We start from the raw sequence: 18,612 nt of genomic DNA, 5'->3' as shown, positions 1-18,612 counted from the left end.
TATGAAAAGCCCGAGAATCCGTGTCAATGTTTCCCGAAAAACCGCTGTATTGACTGCCTTTTGCAAAAGCGCGATACTTTGCTGCCCGCCTGGCCTGGAGGATCCATCCGGTGGTTTCTCTGTCCATTTTCGCCGCCACTGCCGCTCCCATTCCGCCCGCCAACGGCCCCATCGCCTCCGAGATGGATCTGTGGGGCCTGGCGTTCCGGTCGAGCGGCGTTGTGTTCTTCGTCCTGCTCATGCTCATCGCCTTCTCGCTCTCGTCCTGGGCGATCATCATCTGGAAATACTTCGAGCTGCGGCGCGCGAGGCATCGCTCGGACGACTTCCTCGCGGTGTTCTGGAAGGCGAAGCGGCTCGACCACCTCTACAACGAGACGGGCGAGTTCGGCGACAGCCCGATCGGCCAGGTGTTCGCGGCGGGCTACCAGGAGGTGGAGCAGGTGGTCAAGGCGCGCTCCGCCAAGGGAGGAGGGGCCGAGGAGGCCTCCGTCCTCACCACGACGGAGTCAACCGGCGTCGAGACCGTGGAGCGGGCGCTCCGGCGCGCGGCCAACCAGGAGGTGGGCAAGCTCGAGCGCCTGCTGACCTTCCTGGCGACGACCGGCAGCGCCACTCCCTTCATCGGGCTGTTCGGGACGGTGTGGGGCATCATGAACTCCTTCCGGGAGATCGGCTCGCGCGGCTCGGCCGGCCTGGCGGTGGTGGCGCCGGGCATCAGCGAGGCCCTCATCGCCACCGCCCTGGGCCTCGCGGCCGCCATCCCGGCCGTCATCGCCTACAACCATTACCAGAACCGCGTGAAGGTCATCGCGAACGACATCGAGAACTTCACCGCCGACTTCCTCAACCTCGTGGGCCGGCACTTCATGCGGATGTAGGGGGAGAGGGCGCCATGGCTGTAAAAATCACGCGCGGCAGTGCGATGTCGGAGATCAACGTCACGCCCCTCGTGGACGTGATGCTGGTGCTGCTGGTGATCTTCATGGTGACGGCCCCGCTCCTCGAGACGCAGAACCAGGCCGTCAACGTGGATCTCCCCAAGGTGACCGCGGAGAGGTCCCGCGTCGCCGAGGACGCGGTGGTCGTCACCGTGGACCGCGGGCAGAAGGTCTACCTGAACGATCACCCGCACGAGCTCGCGGAGCTCCAGCCGAAGATCGCCGCGCTGTTCCGGTCGCGGGCGAACAAGGAGATCTTCCTGCGCGCCGACCGGACGGTCCCCTACGGCCGGGTGGTCGAGACGATGGCCGTCATCCGCGCGGCGGGAATCACGAAGCTCAACATGGTGACGGACCCTCTCGAGCCCGAGAGCGCGAGCCGGCGCCGGCGGTGAGGCTCGCATGAGAACCCCGCCGAACGGGAAGGACCGCCTGGCGGCGCTGGCGGAGGATGCCGCGCCCGAGGCCCCGCACGGCGCCGGGCCCTCGCGGCCCCTCATCCAGGACCCGCGCTTCCGCCGCGCCTGGGCCGGGTCGGTCGCGCTCCACGTCCTGCTGTTCGGCTGGACCCTCTACCATCCCTCCGAGACCAAGGCCAGGTTCTACGGCAGCGGCACCGCCGTGAGCCTGGTGGGCGCGGACCAGATCCCGGGCGGCTCCCAGAAGGGGAAGTCCGGGGACCGCCCCGAGGACCTGAAGGAGAAGGCGGTTCCCGTCCCCGCGGCGCCCAAGGCGCCCGAGGCGAAGAAGCCGCCCGCGCCCAGCAAGGAGGAGATCGAGAACATCCGCCGGATCAGGCAGCTCCAGGCGGAGCAGGCCGAGAAGGCCGCGAGGGAGCGGAAGGAGAGGGACGAGCGGGAGCGCAAGCAGCGCGAGCGCGACGCGCGCCTCAAGGAGATCCGCGAGCGGCGGGAGCGCGAGGACCGCTGGCGCCGCCAGTACGAGGCGAACCTCAAGCGCGAGGCCGACCGCCGGCAGAAGGAGGCGTCCCAGGCGGCGCGCGCCCAGACCCCGCCCGCGGGGCATCCGGGCGAGGGCGGCGGGGACGGCCAGGGCGGCGGCAGCATCGGAGGGGGCGGCGGGGGCGTCGCCCGCACCGAGCTCGAGCGCTACTACGGCCTCCTGGGCGAGCGGGTTCGCAGCTTCTGGACGATTCCCCTCAATCTGACGGACCTGGACAGGCTGAGCGTCACGATCGCGGTGGATGTCGACCGCGGCGGGGGCGTCCGCGGCCTGAAAATCGAGAAGTCGAGCGGCAACAAGGTCTACGACGAGGCCGCCTTGCGGGCCGTGGAGCGGGCCGCGACGCCCGCGTTCCCCGTGCCGCCCAATTCGGTGAAGGAGAGTGTGCTTGCTTTGGGATTCCGTTTCTGCGGCGCGAGCTTCTGCCGCTGACGCTCGAGGGTGGGCCGGTACGGTGAATGAGCCCGGGGCCCGGCCGCGCCTCCGGGGCCGGCTGCGCCTCTTCCTTTTTCTTCTCCTCGCGGGGTTCGCCGCCGGGCCGCCGGCTCCCGGGGCGCTCGCGGCGTCCCGGACCTTCATCGACATCTATTCCCCCGCCGCGCGCAAGATCCGGCTCGCGATCCCGGAGCTCCGGCCGCTCGACGGGCCCCGCGACCCGCTCGGCCTCCAGATCGCCCAGGTGATCGAGGAGGACCTCTCGCGCACGGGGCTCTTCTACGTCCAGGACCGGCGGAGCTACCCGGAGAACCCCCTCCAGGCGGGCATACGCCTCGAGGAGCAGAAGTTCCCCGAGTGGCTGAACGTGGTGAAGGCCGAGGGCCTGGTCAAGGGCGGCTACACGGTCGGCGGGAATTCCATCACGGCCGAGATCTTCCTCTACGACACCGCACGCGGGGCGCAGGAGCTCGGCAAGCGCTTCCAGTACCCGCGCTCGAGCTGGCGGCTGATGGCCCACCGCTTCGCCAACGCCGTCCTCGAGCGCTACACCGGCGAGAAGGGCATCTTCGACACGCAGATCGCCTTCGTCTCGCGCAGCTCGCCCGCCGAGCGCGGCGAGATCTACATCATGGACTGGGACGGCGCCGACCTCCGGCGGGTGACGCGCAACGGCATGGGCAACAACGCACCCGCCTGGTCCCCCGACGGCCGGTGGCTCGCCTACTCCTCGTTCAAGTCGAGCCCGCCGGGGGTGTTCATCCTCCCCACCAACGGAGGGGCCGAGTTCCGCGTCAACGCGCCCGCCGCCCAGGGCATCGGCGGGAACTTCTCCCCCGACAGCCGCTTCTTCGCCTACGCCGAGCGGACGGGCCGCACCTATCAGCTCGTCCTTTACGAGATGGCCACCCGCGTGAGGTCCCGCCTCAGCCGCAGCTTCGGGATCGACGTCACGCCCTCGTTCTCCCCGGACGGCAGGCGCATCGTGTTCGCTTCGGGGCGATCGGGCGGTCCCCAGATCTACGTGATGAACGCGGACGGGAGCGACCCCCGGCGGATCAGCTTCCAGGGCACCTACAACACCGAGCCCCGGTGGAGCCCGCGCGGGGACCGCATCGCCTACTCCACCCGGGTCAGCGACCACGTCTCGATCGATATCGTCACGGTCAATCCCGACGGCTCCGACCTGCGCCGCCTGACGGGCGCCCAGGGAAAGAACGAGTCGCCCAGCTGGTCGCCCGATGGCCGGCACCTCACCTTTTCGTCGGATCGCTCGGGCCGGAAGGAGATTTACGTCATGACCTCGGCCGGAACCGAACTCAAGCGCCTTCAGCTCGGCCAGGAGCCGGCGTGGTCGCCCGCCCTGCCGTGATGGGCCGGCGATTCTGAAACAGGTTAAAATTTCCTAAAAACCCCCCTTGCTCCGCCGGGGGCGCCGACTTATACTTAATGGCTGTTTCGAAATTGGGTAACTTTCTACTTGCGCATGCCCGGGACCCGAAGGAAAGAGGTTGTGTAACCTCTTGTAAAATTAAGTTTTACGCGCGACCCGAGCGCCTTTTCGGGAATCGAGGAGGAAGTCTGAATGTCGCAAGCGGCGAGTTGGAAGCGGGTGGGACTGGCCATGTTGGGCGTGGCCCTGTTGGCAGTCACGACCGGCTGCGCTCAACAGACGGTGAAGAGCGACGAGGCGGTGACCTCCGCTCCCGGTGCCCGTGCCGGCCAGCAAGAGGCTGGAAGCATGACCGAGGCCGAGCGCCAGCGCCGCCGGGAGGCGTTCAAGTCGGGCTTGGCGAGCTTCGAGAACGACCTCGTTCATTTCGATTTCGATAAGTCTGAAATCCGGCCCGACATGCGTCCCATCATGGATGCGAAGGGCAAGTTCCTGGCCGATAACCCGACGATCAAGATCCAGATCGAGGGCCACGCCGACGAGCGCGGCACGGTGCAGTACAACATCGCCCTCGGACATCGCCGCTCCCAGGCCGCCAAGGACTATCTGGTTTCCCTGGGCGTGGACGCCTCGCGGATCGAGACGGTGAGCTTCGGCAAGGAGCGCCCCCTGGATCCGCGCCGCAACGAGCTGGCCTGGGCCAAGAACCGCCGCGCGAAGTTCAACGTGACCGGAGGGATTCCGGCGGGGATGAACTAAGCGCTTGCCCGGTTTTTTCCGAAGGAAGGACTCCTCGGCGGGCGAGCCCCGCCGAGGAGTTTTTTTCTCATGCGCATGAATCTCGCTCCCGCTTTCGTCCGGCTCGCCCCCTGGGTCCTCGCCCTCCTGCTGGGCGGGTGCGCGGCCCCGGGCGAGGGAAGGCTCGGCGGCCTCCCGGAGCCCGCCTCGCCGCCGCCCCCCCCGGGGGCGGCCCCCGGGGCGTCCCCGGACGTGCGCGAGAGCCTCGTGGGCCTCCGGCGCGGCCTGTCGAACCAGGAGGAACGGATCGAGGAGATTCGCCGGGCCATGCAGGGCCTGGTGGACAGCCTCGAGCGCGGCCGCCGCGACGGCGAAGCCTCGGTCCAGAAGCTAGGGCAGCAGCTCGAGGAGATGCGGGGCCGGGTGGAATCGCTGGAGAACGAGCTCGCCCTGGCGCGCTCCGGCCGCTCCGGCGCCCCGGCGCAGCCGGGCCCCCCCGCCGAGGCCAGGCCGGGCGCTCCCCCCGCCGGGGAAGGCGCCCCGCCGGCCGCCGTCCCGGGCGCTCCGCCCGCGGCACGCGCGCCGCAGCCGTCCGAGGCGCCCCAGGCGCCTCCCGCCGAGGCCAGGCTCTCCGGGCCCGAGGAGGAGTTCAACCAGGCCCTCAAGGCATTGCAGGAGGACCGGAGCTATCCCCGCGCGCGGAGCCTGCTAGGCGCCTTCCTCGCCAAGCATCCGGGCCACGAGCTGGCCGACGACGCCCAGTACTGGATCGGGCAGACCTACTTCGAGGAGCGCAACTACGAGCGGGCCATCTTGGCCTTCAACAAGGTGCAGGTGGACTACGCCAACGGCGACAAGGCGCCCGACGCCCTCTTGCAGGAGGGCCTGTCCTTCCTCAACCTGGGGGACCGCGCGAGCGCCCGGGAGCTGCTGATGCGGCTGCAGCAGAGGTACCCCAACTCCGAGGCCGCCCGTACCGCGGCGGAGCGCCTGAAGAACTTGCAGTGAGGGAAGCGCCCGCCGAGCCCTCCCCGCCAGCCATGAACGGCCATGACTGACCCCAGCCGCGTCCCCCGGAACGTGCGCGCCCGGGCCGAGGAGCTCGCCGAGGAGCTCCACCGGCACAGCCACCTGTACTACGCCCTCGACAGCCCCGAGATCGAGGACGCCGAGTACGACCGCCTCTTCCGCGAGCTCCAGGACCTCGAGGCCGCCTATCCCGCCCTGGCCCGTCCCGATTCACCCACCCGCCGCGTCGGGGCGCCGCCCCTCGATGCGTTCGAGGTCTTCGAGCACGACCCGCCCATGCTCAGCCTCGAGAACGCCCTCACCGAAGGGGAGGTGCGCGCCTTCGAGGAGCGGGCCGCCCGCTTCCTCCGCCAGACCTACGACCGCGAGGTGGCGTCCATCGCCTACACCGCCGAGGCCAAGCTCGACGGGCTGGCCGTCGAGATCATCTACCGGGGCGGCGTCCTCGAGGCGGGGGGCACGCGCGGGGACGGCGAGCGCGGGGAGGATGTGACGGAAAACCTGCGGACGGTCCAGGGGGTCCCCCTCCGCCTCCGGACGCCCCCCGGCGGCCCGCCCCCGCCCCGCCTCCTCGCCGCGCGCGGGGAGATATTCATGCGCATCGCCGATTTCGAGCGACTCAACCGGGCGCGCGGGGAGGCGGGCGAGCCCCTCTTCGCCAACCCGCGCAACGCGGCGGCGGGCTCCCTGCGCCAGCTCGACTCGCGCATCACGGCCGCCCGCCCGCTGGCCGTCTGCTTCTACGGCGCGGGGCGCATGGAGGGCCACGCGTTCAAGTCCCAGGCCGAGCTGCTCGACACGTTCAAGGCGTGGGGCCTCCCGGTGAACCCGGCCTGGAGGCGCTGCGGGAGCCTGGACGAGGCCCTCGCCTGGCACCGCGAGATGCTGGCGGGCCGCGAGCGCTCCCCCTACGAGTACGACGGCGTCGTGCTCAAGGTGGACGCCTTCGACCTCCAGCGCGAGCTGGGCGCCACCTCCCGCGCCCCGCGGTGGGCTATCGCCTACAAGTTCCCCCCCCGCCAGGCGGCGACCGTGGTCGAGGGCGTCCTCTTCTCGGTGGGCCGCACCGGGGCGATCACGCCCGTCGCCGCCATGCGGCCGGTGCGGGTGGGCGGGGTGGAGGTCTCCCGCGCCACCCTGCACAACGAGGAGGAGATGCGCCGCAAGGACGTCCGCGTGGGTGACACCGTTCTCATCCAGCGGGCGGGGGACGTGATCCCCGAGGTGGTCTCGGTCGTGAAGGAGAAGCGCCCCCCCGGCGCCCGCGCCGTCCAGATGCCGCGCGCGTGCCCGGTCTGCGGCACGGGCGTCCGCCGCGAGGAGGGCGAGGCGGCGCTCCGCTGCCCGAATCCCCTGTGCCCCGCCGTGGTGCGCGAGAGCCTGCGCCACTTCGGCTCGCGGCACGCCCTGGACATCGACGGCCTGGGCGAGAAGCTCGTGAACCAGCTCGTGGACAAGGAGCTGGTCCGGGAGCCGGCCGATCTCTTCCGCCTCGCGCCGGAGGCGCTCGCCGCGCTCGAGCGGATGGGCAAGAAATCGGCGGAGAACCTGGCCGCGGCCATCGAGAAGGCCCGGACGCGGAGCCTCGGGCGCTTCATCTACGCCCTGGGCATCCGCCACGTGGGCGAGCACCTGGCCGATGTCCTGGCCGCCCGCTTCGGATCCATCGAGGCTCTCATGGCGGCCGAGGAGGCGGAGCTGATGGCCGTCCACGAGGTGGGCCCCCAGGTGGCCCGGAGCATCCGCTCTTTCTTCGAGGAGGAGCGCTCCCGGCGGATGGTGGAGAACCTCCTCGCGGCCGGGGTGCGGCCGGCCTCCCCCGCGCGGGCGGCGGGCGGCGGCGCCTCCCTCGCCGGCAAGACCTTCGTCCTCACGGGGGCGCTCTCTTCCCGCACCCGGGACGAGGCCAAGCGGGCCATCGAGGCGCTGGGCGGCCGGGTGACGGGGTCGGTCAGCAAGAACACGGACTACGTGGTGGCGGGCGAGGCCGCTGGCTCCAAGCTCGCGCAGGCCGAGAAGCTCGGGGTGCGGGTGCTCGGCGAGGCGGAGTTCGACGCCGTCCTGGCCGGGGGGCCGCTTCCTTGACGGGGGGGCGGGGCTTCCCTATGATCCCGGAAGCAGCGTCAGGCTCACCCGCGCGGCTCGCCTCCGGATTATTCTTCCTTTTCCATTGGGATAGCCATTGAGCAAAGTGCGAAAAGCCGTTTTTCCGGTCGCCGGCCTCGGCACGCGGTTTCTTCCCGCCACGAAGGTGATCCCGAAGGAAATGCTCCCCATCGTGGACACCCCGCAGATCCAGATCGGGGTCCAGGAGGCGCTGGACGCGGGGATCGACCAGATCGTGTTCATCACGGGGCGCGGGAAGGTTTCGATGGTGGACCATTTCGACGTGGCCTACGAGCTGGAGGACCACCTGCGCAAGCGGGGGCAGGAGAGCCACCTCGAGATCGTCCAGGAGATCTCGCGGAAGGCGCACATCTCCTCCATCCGGCAGAAGGTGCCGGGCGGGCTGGGCCACGCCGTCCTCTGCGCCAAGGACGTGGTGGGCGACGAGCCCTTCGCCGTCATCCTGAGCGACGACTTGATTCGCAGCGAGGTCCCCGCCATCCGCCAGCTCGCCGATGTCCAGGAGGCGCGCGGCGGCGCGGTGGTCGCGGCGATGCGGGTGGCCAGGGATCAGGTATCGAAATACGGCGTGGTCGTCCCGGACGGGAGCCCCGCGCCGGGCCTGCGGCTCACCTCGCTCAAGGGGATGGTGGAGAAGCCCTCGCCGGAGAAGGCCCCCTCCGACCTCGCCATCATCGGGCGCTACATCCTGCCGTCCGAGATATTCGGCGTCCTGGAGCGCACCCCGAAGGACCCGAAGGGCGAGGTCCAGCTCACCGACGGCATCCGCCTCCTCCTCGGGAGCCAGCCGGTGTACGCCTACGAGTTCGAGGGCAAGCGCTATGACGCGGGCGACAAGCTGGGATTCCTGCAGGCCACGGTGGAGTATGCCCTCGCCCGCGAGGACCTGGGGCCCTCCTTCCGCGCCTATCTGAGGAACCTCTCCCTTTGATCGCCGACCCAGGCCCGCCGGAACCCGAGCCCCCGGCATCCAGGCGCCGTCCGGCCGCCCCCCGGCCGCGCGGGGAGCGTCCGCGCCGCCCGGGGAGGGGGTAGGGATATGGAAGGGGAGCTGCTCTTCCGCGTCCTGCTGTTCGTCCTCCTCCTCGCCTTCTCGGCGGTCTTCTCGGCCAGCGAGGTGGCCCTGTTCTCCCTCCCCCGTCCCCGGGTGCAGACGATGCGCCAGGAGGGAGGGGTGGGGCGCCTGGTCGCCGACCTCCTGGACCGCCCCCGGCGCCTGATCACCTCGATTCTCATCGGGAACGAGATCGTGAACATCGCGGCCTCGGCCCTGTTCGCGGGCGGGCTGGTCCTCGTGCTCGGCCCGGAGCGCTCCTGGCTCGCGCCCATCCTGATGACGCCCATCCTGATGGTCGCCGGCGAGATCACCCCCAAGTGCCTCGCGTCGCGCTTCACCGAGCCCGCGGCCCGCCTCGCGGCGCCCCCGCTCGCGGCCTTCTCCTGGATAGCCACCCCTCTCCGCTGGGCCGTGCTGCAGATCGTGAACCGGGTGCTGACGCTCCTGGGCGCCCCGCCCCGGGTCCGGCGGAACGTCCTCATGGAGGGCGAGTTCCTCGACTGGGTGGAGGCGGGCCACGCCGGGGGCGCGCTCGACGCCGCCGAGCGCACCTACATCCAGAACGTCTTCGAGTTCCACGACTCGACGGCCGGCGAGGTGGCCATTCCCCGCACCGAGATGGTGTGCTGGGAGGCGGACCTGCCCCTGACCGAGGTGATGGAGCGCGTCCGCAACGCCCCTCACTCCCGCATCCCCATCTACGGCGGGGACCGCGACAACATCATCGGCATCCTCTACGTCAAGGATTTCCTGCGGCACCTCCGCCGCGCCTCCGGGCCCGGCGAGCGGCTCGCGCCTGCCATGCTCCGCCGGCCGATCTATGTCCCCTCGGGCATGAAGCTCGACGCCCTCTTCCGTGTCTTCCGCCAGCGGCGGACCCACCTCGCCGTGGTCCTGGACGAGTTTGGGGGAGTGGAGGGCCTGGTGACGATGAAGGACCTGCTGGAGGAGATCTTCGGGAAGCTCCAGGACGAGTTCGATCAGGCCACGGAGGACTGGATCCAGGCCGAGGCGGAGGACGCCTACCTCTGCCGCGCCCGCACCACCCTCGAGGACTTCTCCGCCGCGACCGGCTGGAAGGTCCCCGGGCACCCGGAGGCCCAGACCCTGGGCGGCGTGGTGTTCACCCTGCTGGGCCGCATCCCCCGGGCCGGCGAGCGGGTGGCCTGGGGAGGGGTGGAGCTCATGGTGGTCGAGGCCCGGCCCACCGGCGCCGTCCGCATCCGGGCGAAGCGGCTGGAGGAGGGCGCCTGATGCCCCTCTCCCTCGTCCTCGCCGCCGGCTTCGTCCTGCTCCTCTTCGAGGCGTTCTTCGCCGGGGCCGAGATCGCCATCGTCTCGGCGAACCGGAACCGCCTGCGGGCGATGGCGGACGAGGGCCACCGCGGGGCCGGGCTCGCCCTCGACCTTCTCGCCCGGCCCGAGTGGCTCCACGGCACCATCCTCACCTGGCACAACGCCTCCTTCGTGACGAACGTCTCGATCGCCACCCTGGCGGCCATCCAGGTCGCGGGCCCGCGCTACGGCGAGCTGCTCTCGATCCTGGTGGTCATCCCCTTCCTGGTGATCTTCGGCGAGGTGATGCCGAAGAGCTATTTCCAGGAGCGCGCCGACGTCATCGCCCCCCGCATCGCACCGATCGTCTGGGCGGCGCGGGTCGGGGCCTACCCGGCCGTCTGGGCGGTCAGCCTGCTGATCGGCCTGGTGACCGGCGGGAAGACCGCCCGCGAGGAGAGCTCCACCTTCATCACCCGCCGCGAGCTCGAGGCCCTCGTCGAGGAGCCGAGCGAGGGGGACGTCCACCCGGTCGAGCGGAAGATGATCGGCCGCATCTTCTCCTTCGGCGACCTGCGCGCGGACGACGTGATGGTGCCCCTGGTGGACGTCTCGGCCGTGGACGAGCAGGGGACGGTCGAGGACGCCATCGAGCGGATCGAGAAGGACGGCCACTCCCGCATCCCCGTCTACCGGGAGAACATCAACCACATCGTGGGCGTGGTGTACGCGCGCGACATCCTGGCGCTGGGGCCCGAGGCGGCGGGGCCTCTCCTCTCGAAGCCCGGCCTCGTGCGGGAGGTGTACTACGTCCCCGACTCGAAGCCCGCCGACGACCTCCTCGCCGACCTCCAGCGGGAGAAGCACAAGCTGGCCATCGTGGTGGACGAGTACGGCGGCTGCGTCGGCGTGGTGACCGTCGAGGACCTGGTCGAGGAGATCGTCGGCGAGATCAGCGACGAGTACGACGTGGACGAGGTGCGCCTCTTCCGCCGGGTGGGCGACCGGAAGTACATGGTGGACGCCCGGATGGAGATCGAGGCGGTGCGCGACGAGCTCTCCGTCCCGGTCCCCGACGGCGACTACAACACCCTCGGGGGGTTCCTCCTCGAGAGGTTCGGCCGCATCCCCAAGGCGGGCGAGCAGATCGTGGTGGAGGGCTGGATCTTCACCATCGAGGCCGCCACCGAGCGCCAGATCGAGAGCGTCCGGCTCGAGCCCGTCCCTGAGGACGCGAACGCCCCCGGGCCCGAGGATCGGGCGTAGGGGGCGGCGCGTTCACCCACCCGATCAAACAATCCGAGTGGTATGCGGTCGTGCGCACCTACGGAGGGAGGCGCACTGGCCGCAATGCTTTTCCCCTCCCCCTCCGGGGGAGGGTAGGGTGGGGGAGAGGGCCTCCGCCGATGCGTTTCCCTCCCCCCTCGGGCCCATGCGGGCCCGACCTCCCGGTGGGAGGAGGAGAGAGGCTAGATGGTCACGGGCGCCGCAGAGTCCCCGCCATGACGACAGAGGGCGAACACGAGGTTCGCCCCTACGGACGTGTTCGCTATGGATGATGTAGGGGCGGTTCGCGAACCGCCCCTACGGATACCTGTTCTGGCTTTCCCTCTCGGGCGCTCGTAGGGGCAGGCCCCCGCGCCTGCCCTGGCGGGGCGGCCACGGGGGGTCGCCCCTACAGACACATCCGCCGACGAGGCGATTGCAGGGGCGAGGCATGCCTCGCCCCTACGGGCGCGTTCGGTCCCCTCGCCTCATCCCACCGGCCCCGGCGGCTCGACCCCCGTCTCCTCCCCCAGCCGGCGCAGGGTCTCCCATTGGGAGGGCTCGTAGGGGATTCCGTTCCGGAGGGCGTCGGCCTTGTGACGCGCCTCGCGCTCCCCCGGCATGAGCATCCCGGGGCCGCCGTAGCGCCGGATGTCGGCCACCGTCTCGGCCAGGCGGCGGCGGGCCTCGGCCTCGGGATAGAGCACGTCGACCCGCCAGGCCTCGAAGGTCTGGGAGACCCGGCTGTGCGGGGTTTCGCGCATGTTGGGGATGCGCTCCGTCGAGCCCCCGCCCATCACGTTGTCGAGCTCCACCAGGATGTTCAGGCCCGAGCCCTTGTAGCCGAAGCGCTCCCCGCCCAGGGGGCGCACCGAGCCCTTGAGGAGCCTCTCGTAGGGGACCACGCCCTCGAGCGGGGCGCCGCGCTCGTCCACCATGTAGTCCGGCGGGAGGGGGTCCCCCGCCCGGGCGGCGCGGATGGCCGGGCTCACCGCCCGCTGGGTGGTGGCGATGTCGATGACGATGGGCTCCTCGCCCTCCCCGAGGGGCATCACCCAGGCGATGGGATTGGTGCCCAGGCGGACGCGCTCCCCCCCGTAGGGCACGAGCCAGGCCCCCGAGGTGCAGGTGGCCCGGGCGGCGAGGCCCCGGGCGGCCAGGGCCTCGACGTAGACGCAGGCGGCCCCGAAGTGGTTGGCGTTGCGGACGTGCACCCGGCCCACCCCGTAGCGCTCGGCCAGGTCCCCCGCCAAGTGGGCGGCCTGCATGGCGGCGACGGGCCCCATGCCTCCCCGGCCGTCCATCGAGGCGGCGGCCTGGTCCTCCCGGCGCTTCACCTCGGGCCGGGCGGCCGGGTCGATGGCCTTGGCCCGCGTGCGCTCGACCAGCTCCATGAGGCCCGTCCCCCCCGCCACGCCGTGGCTGAAGATGCCCCGCAGGTCGGCGGCGGCCAGGACCTCGGCCGCCGTGCGCGCCATGTCCCCGGGCGCGCCCAGGGTGCGGATGGCCCGGGCGGCGAAGTCGGCCAGGGCGGAGGCGGCGACGCGGCGGCGCTCAGGCACGGACGGCCGGCTCCTCGAGGAAGGGGATGCGGACGATGAAGGAGACGCCTCCGTCCTCCTCCAGGGAGGCCACGTCCATCCGGCCGCCCAGCATCCCCGCGGTGAGGTGGGCGCGGTAGAGGCTGAGGCCGGTGCCCACCAAGGCCCCCGCCTCCTCGATGTCCTCCTCCAGCCACTCGAGGATGGAGGCCGGGCGGCTCTCGGGGAGCTGGGCCGAGCGGCACTCGGTGGAGAGGACGATCTCGTCCTCCTTGCGCGCGAGGCGCACGAGGATGTTGCCCCCCCCGGGGGAGAGGTGGATGGCGGTGTCCAGGAGATCGTCGATGAGGAGGGTGAGGCGCTCGCGGTCGGCCAGGGCGCGCAGCGCCCCCGGGGGCAGCTCGGGCTGGATGCGGTAGCCCCGCAGCCGCCGGAGGCGGCGGCTGATGCGGTCGCTCACGATCATCGAGAGATCCACCCCCTCCCGGCGGAGCCGCACCGCGCCCGACTCCATGGAGGAGGTGTCGATCAGGTTCCGCACCGTGCCCCCCAGCCGGTCGAGGGACTCGGAGAGCTCCTTGAGCCCCTCCCGCAGCTTCCAGGGGTCGGGCTCCTGCGCCATCTCCTCGACCCGCTTTCGCAGCTCCCCGAACGGCCCCCCCAGCTCCCGGCTCACGAGCTGGAGGAAGAGGGTCTTGAGCCGGCTGCTCTCGGCGGCGCGCTGGACCTGGGCCGCGAGGTCGCCCGTGGCGCCCCCGGCCGCCTGCTCCATCAGCTCGACCAGGGACTTCAGGCGGGCGTAGGCCCCCTCGCCCAGGCCGAGGGATTCGAGGCGGCGCAGGATGTCCTCGTTCGCGTCCATCGCGGTGGCCCCGGCGCTCGTGGGGAGGAGAAATCGGCAGCGGAACGCGGCGATTCTGCGCGAAGGGCCGGGGGAATGTCAAAAACGGGGAAGCCGACGCGCCGGCATCGGGACTCCTGCAATCTCGCGGTGTTCTTCGTTGAGGATCTTTCCCCCCTGGCCCTTTGGGGGAGAGGGGCGGGGCGGGGGAGAATTCAACAGCCGGGCGGCTTCCCTCACCCCTTCCCCCGCGGCGTGTTTTTGCCGCGCGGCGCAAGCGCATTTCTCCGCTCCGGCCGTCAATTCAATGGGATCGATTTCTTCTGTGGGCGAATGAAGGCGGGCGGCCGCTCAGCCGGCCAGCGCGCCCCGCCGGAAGCGCTCGGCGGAGTCGAGGATGATCTGGGCGGTGCCCGGCGTCATGGGGGCGAGGCTCGGGAGGTCCGCCAGCGGGTGCCACATGGCCTCGGAGATGTCGCTCCCGGCCTTGAGCTCCCCGCCGAGAGGGCGGCAGACGAAATCGACGATCACATAATGGTAACGGACGCGCTCCCAGGAGTCGCGCGTGACCCGGTCGATCACGGCGCAGCGGCCGAGAATTTCGATGATCAGGCCCGTCTCCTCGAGAATCTCTCGCCTCAGGGCTTCCTCCAGGGTCTCCCCCAGCTTGACCGCCCCCCCGGGCACGCTCCACTCCCCCTGGCGCGGGGGGCGCCCCCTCCGGACCACCAAAACGTCTGATTCTTTGAGAATTATGGCTCCGACGCCCACGATGGGGCGGAGCGGGTACTCGCGGCCCACGAAGCGGCCCACCCTGAAAAAATCCCGTAAAATCGGGCATTGACAGGCCAGAACGGCCAAACGTATCATTTTTATGCATTTATTGAAAATTGAAATTGGCAACCCCTTGCCCGAAGGAGAAAAACCGTGACCAAGAGCGATCTCGTTGCAGCGATGGCGGCGACAGGGGAGATCCCCCGGGCGAAGGCCGAGCAAATGTTCAACGCCATGCTCGATCGGGTCACCGACGCCCTTAAGTCCCGGGAGCGGGTCGTGATTTCAGGCTTCGGCACCTTCTCCGTGCGCGAGTCGAAGGCCCGCACGGGGCGGAACCCCAAGACCGGCGAGACGATTCACATCTCGGCCAAGGCCGTCCCGAAGTTCACCCCCGGCAAGGAACTGAAGAGCTCCATCTCGGGCTCCTGAGGTCCGGCCTCCCTTCCCGCCGCCCCGGAAGTGGCGGGCGCGGCCCGCCGGCCGCGCTCCCCCCGGAGGGCCCGTGCCGCCCGAGGTGCTTTTCGCGCTCGTCTCGCTCGGCCTCCTCGGGGTGAGCGACTTTCTCTACAAGTGGGGCCAGCGCTGGGAGCTCCGCGCGGCCCCCTTCATGCTCATCCAGAACGCGGCCTATGTCCCGAGCGCCCTGGCCCTCGCCGGGTGGCGCGGGGACCTCGCCTGGGCCCCCGGCCTCCTCTTCGGGCTGGGGAACGGCCTCCTCGCCTTCACCGCCTTCTTGTTCCTGCTCCTGGCCATGCGCCGGGGGGAGGCGGTGGCCCTCGTCCCCATCGTGCGGCTCAACTTCGCCGTGACGGCGGCCCTGACCGTCGCCCTCCTGGGGGAGAGCTTCACCTGGGCCAAGGGCGGGGCGCTCGCCCTCGCCGCCCTGGCCGTCCTGGCCGGGGGGAGCGGGATGGCCGCCGCCGGGGGGGACCGCCGCTCCCTCCTCCTCGCCCTCTCGGCCATGTGCCTGTTCGGCCTCATCGGGCTCTTCTACAAGCTGGCCCTGCGCCACGGCGCCCCGCCCGCCGCCATCACCGCGGCCCAGGGGATGGGCGTGACCCTGGCCGCCGTCCCCTTCGCCCTGTGGCGGCGCGACCCCCTCCCCCGGCGGGGGCCCCCGCTCTGGCTGCCCCTCCTCTGCGGGGTGCTCACCTCCTCGAGCTACGTCGCGCTCGCGGTGGCCTTCACCCACGGGGAGGCCGTGGTGGTCGCCCCCATCGCCCAGCTCAGCTTCGTGCTGACGGGGCTGCTGGCGGTCCTCTTCCTGGGGGAGCGCCTCACCCCGCGGAAGGCGGCGGGCGTCCTCTTCGCGGCGCTGGCGGTGGCGCTCTTCGCGCGGGGGTAGGGGGGATCGGGCGATACCTTTCCCTCCCCCTCCGGGGGAGGGTGGGGTGGGGGAACGTCTTCCTGACCGATTCCCTCCCCCATCGGGCCCATGCGGGCCCGACCTCCCGGGGGGAGGGGGAAACCCAACACTGCTGACGATCCGTCTGCAGGCGGGTTTCAAACCCGCCCCTACAGACGAATGTCCAAACGTATCTGTAGGGGCGAACCTTGTGTTCGCCCCCTTCACTGGTGACGGCGGGCGATGACAAAAATCGCCCCTGCGGACATTGCCTTTCGCGCGTATCTCTAAATCGCCCCCTCCCGCCGCAGCGCCTCCACCCGCTCCGCGTCCCAGCCGAGCCAGGAGGAGAGCACCTCGCCGGTGTGGGCCCCGAGGGCGGGCCCGGTCCAGCGGATGCCGAGGGGCGTCCCGGACATCCGGGGGAAGGCCCCCTGCATCGGGACCGCGCCGTAGTCCGGGTCCGGGACGTGGCGGACGAGCTCGCGGGCCTGGAAGTGGGGGTCGGCCAGGACGTCCTCGATGTCGTAGACGGGGCTCGCCGTGACGCCCCCCGCCTCGAAGCGGGCCAGGTTCTCCGCGCAGGTGCGCCGGGCGATCTCCCCGGCGAGGATGGCGTCCAGCTCCCCGGCGTGGGCGACGCGGGCCGCGTTGTCCGCGAAGCGGGGGTCCGCGATCAGGTCCTCGCGCCCGATGGCGCGGAAGAGGCGCTCCGCCATGGGCTGGGTGGAGGCGGCGAGGGCGATCCAGCGGCCGTCCCGGGCGGGGTAGAGGTTGCGCGGGGCGGAGGTGAGGGAACGGTTGCCGGTGCGGGCGCGCTTCTTGCCGTGCAGGAGGAAGTCCGCCGCGAGGGGGCCCAGGATGCTGAACAGGGGCTCGTGCAGGGCCAGGTCGATCACCTGTCCCCCGCCCCCGCGCGCGTCCCGATGGTAGAGCGCGAACATGGCGGCGGCCACCCCGTAGAGGGCGGCCGTCATGTCGGCCAAGGGGAAAGGGGGCAGCAGGGGGGGCGAATCCGGGAAGCCGTTCATCGAGGCGAAGCCGCTCATCCCCTCCACCATGGTGCCGAAGCCCGGGCGGTCCCGGTAGGGGCCCTCCTGCCCCCAGCCCGAGATGCGGAGGATGACGAGGCGCGGGTTGATCGCCAGGAGCGCCCCGGGCCCGAGGCCCCAGGACTCGAGCTTCCCGGCGAAGAAGTTCTCGGCCAGGAGGTCGGCCTTCGCGGCCAGGGCGCGCAACGCCTCCCGCCCGGCGGGGCGGCCGAGGTCGAGGGTGAGGGACTTCTTCCCCCGCCCGTACACCTTCCACCAGGCCGGGCTCCAGGCGCGCAGGGTGTCCCCCCGGCCGGGGGCCTCCACCTTCGCCACCTCGGCCCCGGCGTCGGCGAGGAGCATCCCGAAGAGCCCGCCCGAGACCAGCCGGGTCAGATCGAGCACCCTCACCCCGTCGAGCGGCCCCGGCACGGAATCCTCCTCCCGCGTCTCCTGTGTTCCCTCCGTTTCGCCACTCCGGTGCGTTCCGGTATTGTAGCCGGGAGCGGAGCGGGCGGGAACGCGCCGCCTTCGCCGGATCGCCGCCGGGAGGAACCCGATTGAAGCGGATATGCGTCTTCGCCGGCTCCAAGCCGGGCAAGCGCCCCGCCTACCGGGAGGCCGCCGCCCTGCTGGGCGGGCTCTTGGCGGGCAAGGGCATCGGGGTGGTCTACGGGGCCGGCCAGAACGGCATGATGGGCGGGCTGGCGGACGCCGCCCTCGCCGCCGGGGGCGAGGTCATCGGGGTCATCCCGGACCGGCTGATGGGCGCCGAGCCCCCGCACGAGGGGCTCACCAGCCTGCGCATCGTCAAGTCCATGCACGCCCGCAAGGCGGTCATGGCGAATTTATCGGACGGCTTCATCGCCCTGCCGGGCGGCCTGGGGACCATCGAGGAGACGATGGAGATCCTCACCTGGGCCCAGCTCTGCTTCCATAAGAAGCCCATCGGCCTCCTGAACGTGGAGGGCTACTTCGACGGCCTCATCGCCTTCCTGCGCCACGCCACGGAGGAGGGCTTCGTCCGGCCCGAGAACCTCGAGCTCTTCCGGGTCGAGTCCACCCCCGCCGCCCTCCTCGAGGCGCTCGTGAACTACTCGCCCCCGCCCCACGTCAGCGACCAGCGGGACATCGAGGAGACGTAGGGGGCAACCGGCTTCCCCGGGGCGTTGCCGGTCATCTTCCCGATTTGGCTGTTCTCATTATTCCAAGGGCGGAATCTTCCGGAGTTCCTCTCTCGTGCGTGCCCTCTCCCAGTCGGCGAGCAGCTCCTGCTGATGGAGCGCCGCCCACTCGATCACAAGGCCTGTCGCGCGGGGCGGCAATCTGCCCGAAAACATGGCCAACGTGCGGATATCGACCAGCGCGAGGCCGCCGCCGTATTCCGCGTGAAAGTGCGGCGGGTTGTGGTCGTCGAAGAACATCTTGATGACGATGCCGTAGAACCGGCTGATCTCAGGCACGGAGGGGCTGATCGCGCAGCGCGGGGAAAAGGTCCTCCGGTTTCTTGCCCGTCACCTTGAGGTAGAGCGCGTCGGGGCACAGATCGACCCGCTCGCCCCAGGCCAGTTCGCCGGACGGGCCGATGCGGACCTGCCCGAAGGCGCCCGGTTCGCGCCAATAGGCGAACACGCCCTTGCCGGCGGCCTCGGAGAGGTCCGCCGTTCCGGACACCCCGTCGTCGAATTCAAGCTCCAGGCGGTACCCTGGCAATGTCCTGACCTTGGAAACCCTTCTCATGGCTCCGTGCCTCCTCGTTCCCAATGCTACCAGCAAAGGCGGCCGGAAAGGAATTCATGCGGCGCGGCCAGCGGCATGAGCTCGGCCGCTCCGCTTCTCCGCCATCCGCTGCGG

At 70.9% G+C, this 18,612-nt stretch carries 19 protein-coding genes; 13 read left to right on the top strand and 6 right to left on the bottom strand.

The features are described from left to right. Positions 1 to 182 precede the first annotated feature (182 nt). The 10 genes from tolQ to HYZ11_10695 all read left to right on the top strand — a co-directional run bounded on the left by tolQ (position 183) and on the right by HYZ11_10695 (position 11,223). Complete coding sequence (gene tolQ, locus HYZ11_10740; GenBank protein ID MBI3128070.1) at positions 183 to 881, top strand: protein TolQ; 699 nt, start codon at positions 183 to 185, stop codon at positions 879 to 881. 14 nt (positions 882 to 895) lie between these two features. Next, positions 896 to 1,336 carry a biopolymer transporter ExbD gene (locus HYZ11_10735; GenBank protein MBI3128069.1) on the top strand — a complete coding sequence of 147 codons (441 nt, stop codon included), beginning with the start codon at positions 896 to 898 and terminating at the stop codon, positions 1,334 to 1,336. 7 nt (positions 1,337 to 1,343) lie between these two features. Next, positions 1,344 to 2,336, top strand: coding sequence for a cell envelope integrity protein TolA (locus tag HYZ11_10730; GenBank protein MBI3128068.1), 993 nt, complete (start codon positions 1,344 to 1,346; stop codon positions 2,334 to 2,336). A gap of 22 nt (positions 2,337 to 2,358) precedes the next feature. After that, positions 2,359 to 3,711: a Tol-Pal system beta propeller repeat protein TolB gene (tolB, locus tag HYZ11_10725; protein ID MBI3128067.1), complete on the top strand. Its 1,353-nt coding sequence runs from the start codon at positions 2,359 to 2,361 to the stop codon at positions 3,709 to 3,711. Positions 3,712 to 3,924: 213 nt separating this feature from the next. Then, positions 3,925 to 4,491, top strand: coding sequence for a peptidoglycan-associated lipoprotein Pal (gene pal, locus HYZ11_10720; GenBank protein MBI3128066.1), 567 nt, complete (start codon positions 3,925 to 3,927; stop codon positions 4,489 to 4,491). A 69-nt stretch (positions 4,492 to 4,560) separates the two neighbouring features. After that, positions 4,561 to 5,478, top strand: coding sequence for a tol-pal system protein YbgF (gene ybgF, locus HYZ11_10715; protein ID MBI3128065.1), 918 nt, complete (start codon positions 4,561 to 4,563; stop codon positions 5,476 to 5,478). A 42-nt stretch (positions 5,479 to 5,520) separates the two neighbouring features. Then, positions 5,521 to 7,584: an NAD-dependent DNA ligase LigA gene (gene ligA / locus HYZ11_10710; protein ID MBI3128064.1), complete on the top strand. Its 2,064-nt coding sequence runs from the start codon at positions 5,521 to 5,523 to the stop codon at positions 7,582 to 7,584. Between the two features lie 97 nt (positions 7,585 to 7,681). After that, positions 7,682 to 8,557, top strand: coding sequence for a UTP--glucose-1-phosphate uridylyltransferase GalU (gene galU / locus HYZ11_10705; GenBank protein MBI3128063.1), 876 nt, complete (start codon positions 7,682 to 7,684; stop codon positions 8,555 to 8,557). Positions 8,558 to 8,665: 108 nt separating this feature from the next. Further along, entirely contained in the window at positions 8,666 to 9,937 is a 1,272-nt protein-coding gene (locus tag HYZ11_10700) for an HlyC/CorC family transporter (protein ID MBI3128062.1), read from the top strand. After that, on the top strand, positions 9,937 to 11,223 hold the full coding sequence (locus HYZ11_10695; GenBank protein MBI3128061.1) for an HlyC/CorC family transporter: 1,287 nt from the start codon (positions 9,937 to 9,939) through the stop codon (positions 11,221 to 11,223). The genes HYZ11_10700 and HYZ11_10695 overlap by 1 nt, the downstream gene beginning before the upstream one ends. Positions 11,224 to 11,711: 488 nt before the next feature. Here the strand turns inward: HYZ11_10695 and HYZ11_10690 are convergent, their stop codons facing one another. The 3 genes from HYZ11_10690 to HYZ11_10680 form a co-directional block, all read right to left on the bottom strand. Continuing rightward, positions 11,712 to 12,785, bottom strand: a complete 1,074-nt coding sequence (locus tag HYZ11_10690; GenBank protein MBI3128060.1) for an Ldh family oxidoreductase — start codon at positions 12,783 to 12,785, stop codon at positions 11,712 to 11,714. Next, positions 12,778 to 13,626, bottom strand: coding sequence for a hypothetical protein (locus HYZ11_10685; protein MBI3128059.1), 849 nt, complete (start codon positions 13,624 to 13,626; stop codon positions 12,778 to 12,780). Before HYZ11_10685 ends, HYZ11_10690 begins: the two co-directional genes overlap by 8 nt. Positions 13,627 to 13,956: 330 nt before the next feature. Further along, positions 13,957 to 14,406 carry an NUDIX hydrolase gene (locus HYZ11_10680; protein MBI3128058.1) on the bottom strand — a complete coding sequence of 150 codons (450 nt, stop codon included), beginning with the start codon at positions 14,404 to 14,406 and terminating at the stop codon, positions 13,957 to 13,959. A 126-nt stretch (positions 14,407 to 14,532) separates the two neighbouring features. Here HYZ11_10680 and HYZ11_10675 point away from each other — a divergent pair, with 126 nt between their 5' ends. Both HYZ11_10675 and HYZ11_10670 read left to right on the top strand, forming a co-directional pair. Continuing rightward, on the top strand, positions 14,533 to 14,811 hold the full coding sequence (locus HYZ11_10675) for an HU family DNA-binding protein (protein MBI3128057.1): 279 nt from the start codon (positions 14,533 to 14,535) through the stop codon (positions 14,809 to 14,811). Between the two features lie 73 nt (positions 14,812 to 14,884). Beyond that, on the top strand, positions 14,885 to 15,727 hold the full coding sequence (locus HYZ11_10670) for a DMT family transporter (protein ID MBI3128056.1): 843 nt from the start codon (positions 14,885 to 14,887) through the stop codon (positions 15,725 to 15,727). Positions 15,728 to 16,014: 287 nt separating this feature from the next. Here HYZ11_10670 and HYZ11_10665 read toward each other — a convergent pair whose 3' ends face one another. Next, complete coding sequence (locus HYZ11_10665) at positions 16,015 to 17,190, bottom strand: CoA transferase (protein MBI3128055.1); 1,176 nt, start codon at positions 17,188 to 17,190, stop codon at positions 16,015 to 16,017. Between the two features lie 128 nt (positions 17,191 to 17,318). Here HYZ11_10665 and HYZ11_10660 point away from each other — a divergent pair, with 128 nt between their 5' ends. Then, complete coding sequence (locus tag HYZ11_10660) at positions 17,319 to 17,903, top strand: TIGR00730 family Rossman fold protein (protein ID MBI3128054.1); 585 nt, start codon at positions 17,319 to 17,321, stop codon at positions 17,901 to 17,903. A 57-nt stretch (positions 17,904 to 17,960) separates the two neighbouring features. Here the strand turns inward: HYZ11_10660 and HYZ11_10655 are convergent, their stop codons facing one another. Together HYZ11_10655 and HYZ11_10650 are read right to left on the bottom strand one after the other, a co-directional pair. Continuing rightward, complete coding sequence (locus tag HYZ11_10655; protein ID MBI3128053.1) at positions 17,961 to 18,221, bottom strand: DUF4160 domain-containing protein; 261 nt, start codon at positions 18,219 to 18,221, stop codon at positions 17,961 to 17,963. After that, entirely contained in the window at positions 18,214 to 18,498 is a 285-nt protein-coding gene (locus tag HYZ11_10650) for a DUF2442 domain-containing protein (protein MBI3128052.1), read from the bottom strand. Before HYZ11_10650 ends, HYZ11_10655 begins: the two co-directional genes overlap by 8 nt. Between the last annotated feature and the right edge of the window lie 114 nt (positions 18,499 to 18,612).

The sequence above is a fragment of the Candidatus Tectomicrobia bacterium genome (assembly GCA_016192135.1).
Taxonomy (GTDB): domain Bacteria; phylum UBA8248; class UBA8248; order UBA8248; family UBA8248; genus 2-12-FULL-69-37.
This window is presented reverse-complemented; position numbering and strand designations above follow the sequence as displayed.